Genomic DNA, 7,507 nt, shown 5'->3' on the forward strand with positions numbered 1-7,507 from the left:
CGGCTGCGGCTGCGGGAGAGGGTGATCCGCCAGGATCGTCACGACCGAGATGATGGACCTCCTCGCGGGGACCGCGACGTCGACCCGCCGAGGGGTCGCCAAGTCCGTTCCGGGCCAGGTCAAGACGGTCAGGTCAGCCAGGCGATCTGCACCAGATCGACCCTGCGCTCCGATTCCAGGATGAGGTAGGCCGCGACGCCCTCGTGGCCGGGACCGAACGACATCGTCCGCACCGGCCCCTGCGGGTTGGCCGGGTTGACCGGCCCACCGGCCCACGGGTCGACCTCCAGCAGCACCCGCAGCTCGGCGAACGCGGCCAGCGCCGGAGCGGGCAGCGCGTCGAGCTGGTGCTGGACCTGGTCGTCGGTGACGACGCGGTACACCTACATGCCCGCCTTGGCCCGGGTCAGCTCGAACGGCTCCCCATCGGGCACCGGCTCACCGGACAGCGTCTCGGCCACTCGTCGCACCATCGCTGCGAAGCCCTCGGGGTCGCGCTGCAGCAGCGCGAGCCGGCGCCAGTGCTCCAGCGTCTGGAACAACTCGCCCAGGTCCAGGCTCTCCCGCGACGCGGCCAGGGCGGCGGCGTAGGCGGTGTCGAACCCGGCCTGGTCGGTCGGCAGCAGCGCGGCCCGGATCGCCGCCGGCGAGGCTCCCGGTGCCAGCGGGTGCCGGGTGGCCGGCTGCTCGTCGTAGGCATAGGTCGCGGTCACGACGGCGAGCCTATCCGGGCAACCGGCCCGGCCCCAGGCTGCGACTCGGGCCGGTTGAGGTGCCCGTACACCGTCGTCCGGGCGACCCCGAGCAGCGCTGCGATCTGGGCGACGGTGTGCTCGCCGGCGTCGTAGAGCTGCTGGGCGTGCGCGGCCTGGGCCGGGGTGAGCTTCGGGCGGCGGCCGCCGTTGCGGCCCCGGGCCCGGGCGGCGGCCAGGCCGTCGCGGGTGTTGGCCACGATCAGCTCGCGCTGCAGCTCGGCGAGCACCGACAACATCCCGAACATCGCCCGGCCCTCGACGGTGGCGGTGTCGATGCCCTGCTCGATCACCCGCAAACCGATCCCGCGCTCGCGCAGGGCCGCGCCGAGGGTGACCAGGTGCAGCACCGAGCGGCCCAACCGATCCAGCCGGGTGATCACCAGCGTGTCGCCGGCGCGCAGCAGGTGCAGCACCAGGTCGAGCTGCGGGCGCGACGCCTTCGCACCGGAGGCGTGGTCGACGTGGACGTCGTCGGCCGCGACGCCGGCGCGGTGCAAGGCGTCGATCTGGTGTGCGGGGTTCTGCTCGGCGGTCGACACCCGCGCGTACCCGATCAACATGCGTCGACAATAGCGTTCGGTGAGGGTTTGTCGTCGTTGATTCGCGACGCGAGTTGCCGACAACCGCGACCTGCGGGTCTTCGGTGCGGTTCATGATCGTCGACAGACGGTCATTTCCCGACATACACCCCCAACCGCGCACGCACGAGGTGCGACCCGGAACAGATACACCCGGGGGTATGTTGGTGAGAGTGGAGGTGGCGACATGGAGATGACTCCCGCCCTGGTGGGCGACGCTCTGGTCCGGTTGCGGCGCGCGCAGGGACAGCTGGCCGGCGTGATCCGGGCGATCGAGGGGGGCGGGGACTGCGCGGAGGTGCTGACCCAGCTGGCCGCGGTCTCCCGTGCTCTGGACCGCGCCGGCTTCAAGATCGTCGCGAGTGGGATGCGGCACTGTCAGGCGGCCCGAGATCGGGGCGAGCAGCCACCGATGACCGAGGACGAGCTGGAGAAGTTGTTCCTGTCGCTGGCCTGATCCACAGGTCTCGACCTTCCGCGGCATAGCCGTGCGGTAGCGACCAGTACAGAAGTGTGTTTGATGGGTACCCCCCCGGGTATCTCTGATTCGGAGGTGTTGCATCGTGTCGATGCGCGAGATGGACGTGGAGCAGTTCGCTGCGGGGCGTCGCGAGAACGTGGCCGTGGTGGATGTGCGCTCCCTTGAGGAGTTCGTGGCGGGGCACGTGCCCGGGGCGGTGAACGTGCCGCTGGAGCGGGTGATCGCGGAACCCGGCCGCTACGCCGGGCAAGAGTTGTACGTGATCTGTCAGTCCGGGGGCCGCAGCGCCAAGGCGGCCGAGGCCCTGGCCGCGGCCGGCGCGCAGCCTGTGTCGGTGGCCGGCGGGACGGCCGGCTGGATCAGCTCCGGGCGCCCGGTAGACACCGGCGCCCGATGAGCCCGCCGAACCGACGAGACGAAGGAGATCTGTCGTGATCGACGTCGAAGTGATCGAAACGTCCTCGCTGGGTGACCGCAGCTACCTGGCCACCGATGGGGAGGTGGCGGTGGTGGTCGACCCGCAGCGAGACGTGGACCGGGTGCTGGCCCTGGCCGGGCGGCTCGGGGTGCGGATCTCGCATGTGGTGGAGACCCACGTGCACAACGACTACGTCTCCGGAGGTCTGGAGCTCGCCCGCCTCACCGGAGCGGCATATGTGATGTCGGCGCAGGACGACGTGGCGTTCGCCCGGACCGGCGTGGTCGACGGTGACGTGCTGGAGGCCTCGCCGCGGCTGCGGTTGCGGGTGCTGGCTACCCCGGGGCACACCTTCCATCACCTGTCCTACGTGTTGGAGGGCGCGGACGGGCCGCATGGGGTGTTCACGGGCGGCTCGCTGCTCTACGGCACCACCGGGCGTACCGACCTGCTCGGCGACGAGCACGCGCAGACCCTGGCTCGGGCCCAGCATGCGTCGGCCGCGTCGATGGCCGACGCGTTGCCCGACGGGGCGCAGGTGTGGCCGACCCACGGGTTCGGCAGCTTCTGCACCGCCAGCCCCGCCTCGGGCAACGAGTCCACGGTCGGGAACGAGAAGGAGGTCAACCCGGTGCTGCGGTTGGCCCGCGACGAGTTCGTCCGCCATACGCTGGCCGGGTTGGGTGCCTACCCCGCCTACTACGCGCACATGGGCGCGCTCAACACCGCTGGCCCGGCGCCGGTGGACCTGCGCCCGCCGACCACAGCGGACCCGGCCGAGCTGGCGCGCCGGCTGGCCGCCGGGGAGTGGGTGGTCGACCTGCGCCACCGCAAGGCCTACCTCGACTCGCACCTCACCGGGACGGTGAGCCTGGGCCTGGACGGGCCGATGGCGACCTGGCTGGGCTGGATGGCCCCCCACGGTGCACCGATCACCCTGCTCGGTGAGGACCGCGCGCAGGTCGCGCAGGCCCAGCGGGAGCTGGTCCGTATCGGCGTCGACCACGTCGTGGCCGCCGCCACCGGTGAGCCCGGGGACCTGGCCGACGCGGCCCAGCTGGCTGGGTTGCCGAGCGCGAGTTTCGCCGACCTGGCCGCGGAGCTGTCCGGCCGGCGGCTCGCGGACCTGCCGCCCGCGCAGGTGGTCCTCGACGTCCGGCTGGGCACCGAGTGGAACGCCTCGCATATCCGCGGCGCGGTACACATCCCGTTGCCGGAGCTGGACGCCCGGCTCGCCGAGGTTCCCGACGGCGCGGTGTGGGTGCACTGCGGTAGCGGCTACCGCGCCACCGCGGCCGCGTCGCTGCTGGCCCGCGCCGGACGGACGGTGGTGGTCGTCGACGACATGTTCGACGACGCAGCCGACGCCGGTGTCCCGCTGACACCCACCTCGTGAGCAGGTCCCGGACCCGTGGCCCGAGGCGGGCACGGTGATCCTCGCCGGCGTGTTCGGCCTGGTCATCGGCGCCGCGCTGGGGCTGCTCGGTGCGGGTGGCTCGATCCTGGCCGTCCCGGCCCTGGTCTACGGGGTCGGCCAACCGGTGGCGGCCGCGGTGTTCGGGTCGCTGCTGGTGGTGTCCGTGTCGGCGGCCGGCGGCGTGGCAGCGAGGTTGCGGTCCGGCATGATCCGGTGGCCGGTAGCGCTGGTGTTCGGCGCGGCGGGCATTCCCACCGCGTTCGCGGGGGCCGCGCTCGGCCGCCTGATCGCCGACCGGTGGCTGCTGGTGGCGTTCTCGGTGCTGATGGTCGTCGTCGCGGTCCGGATGCTGCGCGGCAACCCCGAGGAGGCGACCGGCGGCGCCTGCCGGATCCGCGACGGGCGGGTCGACTGGCGCAGCTGCCTGCCCAAGGCGCTCGCCGCGGGGGCCGGGGTCGGGGTGCTGACCGGACTGTTCGGCGTGGGGGGCGGGTTCCTCATCGTGCCCGCCCTGACCCTGCTGCTCGGGCTGAGTGCCGCCGAGGCCATCGCCACCTCGCTGGTGATCGTCACGATCACCTCGCTGGCCGGGCTGTCGGCGCACGCCGCCGACGCCGCGAGCGTGGACTACGGCGTGATCGCCGTGTTCGCCGGCGCCGCCCTGCTCGCGTCACTGGCCGCCGGGCGGGTGGCGAACCGGCTCCCGGCCGCGGCGCTGCGGCGCGGGTTCGCCTACCTGATCCTGGCCGTCGCGGTCGGCGTCGCCGCCGCCGCGCTGCTCGCCCCGGCCGCACTGAGCAGCGGCTGACACACACACGACCGACAACTTGACGAATGGAGCATTCGCAATGGACTACAGCATGACGATCACCCTGGACCTGCCCTACGACCAGGCGGTCCCCGCGGTCAAGGCGGCCCTGGCCGAGCAGGGGTTCGGGGTCCTCACCGAGATCGACGCTCGGGCCACCCTCAAAGAGAAGCTGGACCACGACATGGAGCCCTACGTCATCCTGGGCGCCTGCAATCCCCAGCTCGCCCACCGCGCCCTCGACGTCGACCGGCAGATCGGGCTGCTGCTGCCCTGCAACGTCGTGGTCCGCGCCGACGGCGACGACCACAGCATCGTCTCCGCCCTGGACCCACAGGTCATGGTCACCATCCCCGAACGCGAGGACCTGCGCCCCGTCGCGGACGAGGCCGGGGTACGCATCCGGGCCGCCCTCGACGCACTCACCAGCGGCTGACCCGCAGACGACAACACGCACGACGAGACGAAAGGAGTGGAACGACCATGATGGACGGCTCGATGATGGGATGGTTCTGGATCTGGCCGGTACTGGTGCTGATCGGCCTGGTGCTGCTGGGCTACCTCGCCTACCGGCTCACCCAGACCCGCAGACCCGTCGCGGACACCGCCCCGGCGGCGGGGCCCACCTCGGCACGGCAGATCCTCGACGAGCGCTACGCCCGCGGCGAGATCGACGACGACGAGTACCGCAAGCGCCGCGACGAGCTGGCGTGACCCCGGCACCGATCAGCCGGCGCCGCGCGATCGTCCTGGGCGGGCTCGGCGCCGCCGCCGTCGCCACCGGTGCGACGGGCTGGATCGCCACCGGCTCCGGTGCGGGTGGCCGGTTGCGGCCCGCCGACACCGGCGCGGAGCTGCGCCAACCGCAGGTCCTGGACAGTGCCGGCGGGCAGCTGCAGGTCGAGCTCACCGCCGCGGCGGGGGTGCGGCTGGCCGGTCGGGACACCCAGGGCCTGGGCTTCAACGGCACCGCACCCGGGCCGACGCTGCGGGTGCGCCCCGGCGACCAGCTCGCGGTGCGCCTGACCAACCGGCTCGACGAGCCCACCAACCTGCACACCCACGGGCTGCGGGTCTCCCCACAGGCCAACAGCGACAACCCGTTCCTCCGCGTCGACCCCGGCACCTCGTTCGACTACCTCTACCGGATCCCGCCTGATCACCCGGCCGGCACCTACTGGTACCACCCGCACCACCACGGCATGGTCGCCGATCAGATCTTCGGCGGCCTCGCCGGTGCGCTGCTGGTCGCCCCGCCCGGGCCAGACCCCGACCTGCCGGTGGTCGAGGACCGGGTGCTGCTGGTCAACGACACCACCCTCGCCGATGACGGCGGGCTGGTCGAGGTGAGCGCGATGGACCGGGCGATGGGCCGCCAGGGCGAGCTGGTCCTGGTCAACGGCCAGCACCAGCCCGTCATCCCCGCTGTCCCCGGCGCGACGCAACGCTGGCGGGTCGTCAACGGCTGCGTGTCGCGGATACTGAGCATCCGCCTCGACGGGCACCAGCTCGTCCGCGTCGCCCAGGACGGCACGTTCCTGCCCGCTCCCGTCGACGCAGACCGGGTGATGCTCGCCCCGGGCAACCGGGCCGACGTGATCGTCCGCCCCACCGGCACCGGCCGCTACCCGCTGATCGCCGACGCCGTCGACCGAGGTGGCATGGGCGCGATGATGGGGGGCGATGCCGTGAGCAGCGGGCCGGTCACCCTCGCCACCATGGTCACCGCCGGGGCACCGGTCACCGCACCGCCGCTGCCCACTGCCCTGCCCGCCGAGGCGCCCGCCGCAGGGCCGGTGACCGGGCGGCGGCAGATCACCTTCCAGATGGGCATGGGCGCGGGCGGCGCGGGCGGGATGGCCTTCACCATCGACGGCCGCGCCTTCGATCCCGAACGCGACGACCAGACCATCACCCTGGGCTCCACCGAGGAATGGACGATCAACAATCCCGGCCCGCTCGCGCACCCGTTCCACCTGCACGTCTGGCCGTTCACCGTGCTCGAGTCCAGCGACGCCACCCCACCGACCGGGGTGCCGCAGGACGTCGTGCTCGTCCCGGCCCGCGGCCGGGTCCGGCTCCGCATCCCGTTCACCACGTACTCGGGACGCAGCGTCTACCACTGCCACATCCTCGACCACGAGGACGCCGGAATGATGGCCACCGTCAACGTCCGCCCGTGAGCGAGCCTCGACTCGGCCATCTCGCCGACCCGGGCCCGACCGCGGCGGCCGGCTCAGCGGCCATCCATCGCACGACCCCTACCGACAAGGACGCCCCTGTGGCCCACGCCAGCCCCCGCCACGTCGACGCACGCACCGTTCGCGACTGGCTCGGCGATCCCGACACCGTGACCGTCATCGACGTGCGAAGCCCCGCGGAGTTCGAGACCGTACACATCCGCGGTTCCTACAACGTGCCGCTGGACATGGTCAATGAGCACACCGAGCAGCTCGCCGCTCGCTTCGACCGGCAAGTCGTCCTCGTCTGCCAGTCCGGGACGCGGGCCGCTCAGGCCCACCAGCGTCTCGCCGGGGTCGGATCCGAGCGCGTGCATATCCTCACCGGCGGCATCTCCGCGTACTCCGGTGTCGGCGGGGACGTCGTGCGTGGCCGCGCCCGGTGGGCGCTGGAGCGCCAGGTCCGTCTCGTCGCCGGAACGCTCGTGCTCGCAGGACTGACCGCGGGACTGCGTGCGCCGAAGGCACGTCTGCTCGCCGGCGGAATCGGGGCCGGACTCACCGTCTCCGCGCTCACCGACAGCTGCACAATGGCGTCGTTCCTGTCCGCGCTCCCCTACAACCGCGGGCCTCGCGACCGCACGCCGGCCGAGGTACTCGCGGAGCTTCCGCCACCCGGAATGCAGCGTGAACCGCAGGCACCAACGCAGCACCGAATTCCTGTAGCTGGCCCGCGATGATCGACGTGACGAACGGTTACCCGAGACGGAATTGATCTCGATCCGCGAACTGCGGTCAGCGAGCACCAGGGCGTCGCGGGACTGCCATCTCGTGGCGCCGACCCGCTGTCGTTCTACTGTCGTTCCACAG

General features: G+C 72.3%; 11 protein-coding genes. 8 read left to right on the plus strand and 3 right to left on the minus strand.

The features are described 5' to 3' along the window. Window positions 1-128 precede the first annotated feature (128 nt). Genes TOK_RS23020 through TOK_RS23030 form a run of 3 tightly spaced genes read right to left on the minus strand, consistent with a single transcriptional unit; the run spans window position 129 to window position 1,315 of the window. Window positions 129-383, minus strand: coding sequence for a hypothetical protein (locus TOK_RS23020; RefSeq protein ID WP_098960086.1), 255 nt, complete (start codon window positions 381-383; stop codon window positions 129-131). Then, on the minus strand, window positions 384-713 hold the full coding sequence (locus TOK_RS23025) for a DUF6247 family protein (RefSeq protein WP_098960087.1): 330 nt from the start codon (window positions 711-713) through the stop codon (window positions 384-386). Further along, window positions 710-1,315 carry a recombinase family protein gene (locus TOK_RS23030; protein ID WP_098960088.1) on the minus strand — a complete coding sequence of 202 codons (606 nt, stop codon included), beginning with the start codon at window positions 1,313-1,315 and terminating at the stop codon, window positions 710-712. The genes TOK_RS23025 and TOK_RS23030 overlap by 4 nt, the downstream gene beginning before the upstream one ends. Window positions 1,316-1,520: 205 nt before the next feature. Between TOK_RS23030 and TOK_RS23035 the strand changes: the two genes are divergently transcribed. The 8 genes from TOK_RS23035 to TOK_RS23070 all read left to right on the plus strand — a co-directional run bounded on the left by TOK_RS23035 (window position 1,521) and on the right by TOK_RS23070 (window position 7,377). After that, on the plus strand, window positions 1,521-1,790 hold the full coding sequence (locus TOK_RS23035) for a metal-sensitive transcriptional regulator (protein ID WP_098960089.1): 270 nt from the start codon (window positions 1,521-1,523) through the stop codon (window positions 1,788-1,790). Between the two features lie 112 nt (window positions 1,791-1,902). Further along, window positions 1,903-2,211 carry a rhodanese-like domain-containing protein gene (locus tag TOK_RS23040; RefSeq protein WP_172457729.1) on the plus strand — a complete coding sequence of 103 codons (309 nt, stop codon included), beginning with the start codon at window positions 1,903-1,905 and terminating at the stop codon, window positions 2,209-2,211. Window positions 2,212-2,245: 34 nt separating this feature from the next. Further along, the gene (locus tag TOK_RS23045) at window positions 2,246-3,628 is read left to right on the plus strand and encodes an MBL fold metallo-hydrolase (protein ID WP_098960091.1); all 1,383 of its coding nucleotides are present in this window, start codon (window positions 2,246-2,248) and stop codon (window positions 3,626-3,628) included. A 34-nt stretch (window positions 3,629-3,662) separates the two neighbouring features. Further along, window positions 3,663-4,457 carry a sulfite exporter TauE/SafE family protein gene (locus TOK_RS23050; protein WP_098960092.1) on the plus strand — a complete coding sequence of 265 codons (795 nt, stop codon included), beginning with the start codon at window positions 3,663-3,665 and terminating at the stop codon, window positions 4,455-4,457. A 40-nt stretch (window positions 4,458-4,497) separates the two neighbouring features. After that, complete coding sequence (locus tag TOK_RS23055; protein ID WP_098960093.1) at window positions 4,498-4,893, plus strand: DUF302 domain-containing protein; 396 nt, start codon at window positions 4,498-4,500, stop codon at window positions 4,891-4,893. Window positions 4,894-4,940: 47 nt separating this feature from the next. Beyond that, window positions 4,941-5,171: an SHOCT domain-containing protein gene (locus TOK_RS23060; protein ID WP_098960094.1), complete on the plus strand. Its 231-nt coding sequence runs from the start codon at window positions 4,941-4,943 to the stop codon at window positions 5,169-5,171. After that, window positions 5,168-6,640 (plus strand): multicopper oxidase family protein, encoded by a 1,473-nt coding sequence (locus TOK_RS23065; protein ID WP_098960095.1) that lies wholly within the window; start codon window positions 5,168-5,170, stop codon window positions 6,638-6,640. The genes TOK_RS23060 and TOK_RS23065 overlap by 4 nt, the downstream gene beginning before the upstream one ends. Then, a complete protein-coding gene (locus TOK_RS23070; protein ID WP_253258577.1) occupies window positions 6,637-7,377 on the plus strand; it encodes a rhodanese-like domain-containing protein in 741 nt (246 codons plus the stop codon). Before TOK_RS23065 ends, TOK_RS23070 begins: the two co-directional genes overlap by 4 nt. Window positions 7,378-7,507: the final 130 nt, after the last annotated feature.

It is taken from the genome of Pseudonocardia sp. N23 (assembly GCF_002583555.1).
Taxonomy (GTDB): Bacteria; Actinomycetota; Actinomycetes; order Mycobacteriales; family Pseudonocardiaceae; genus Pseudonocardia.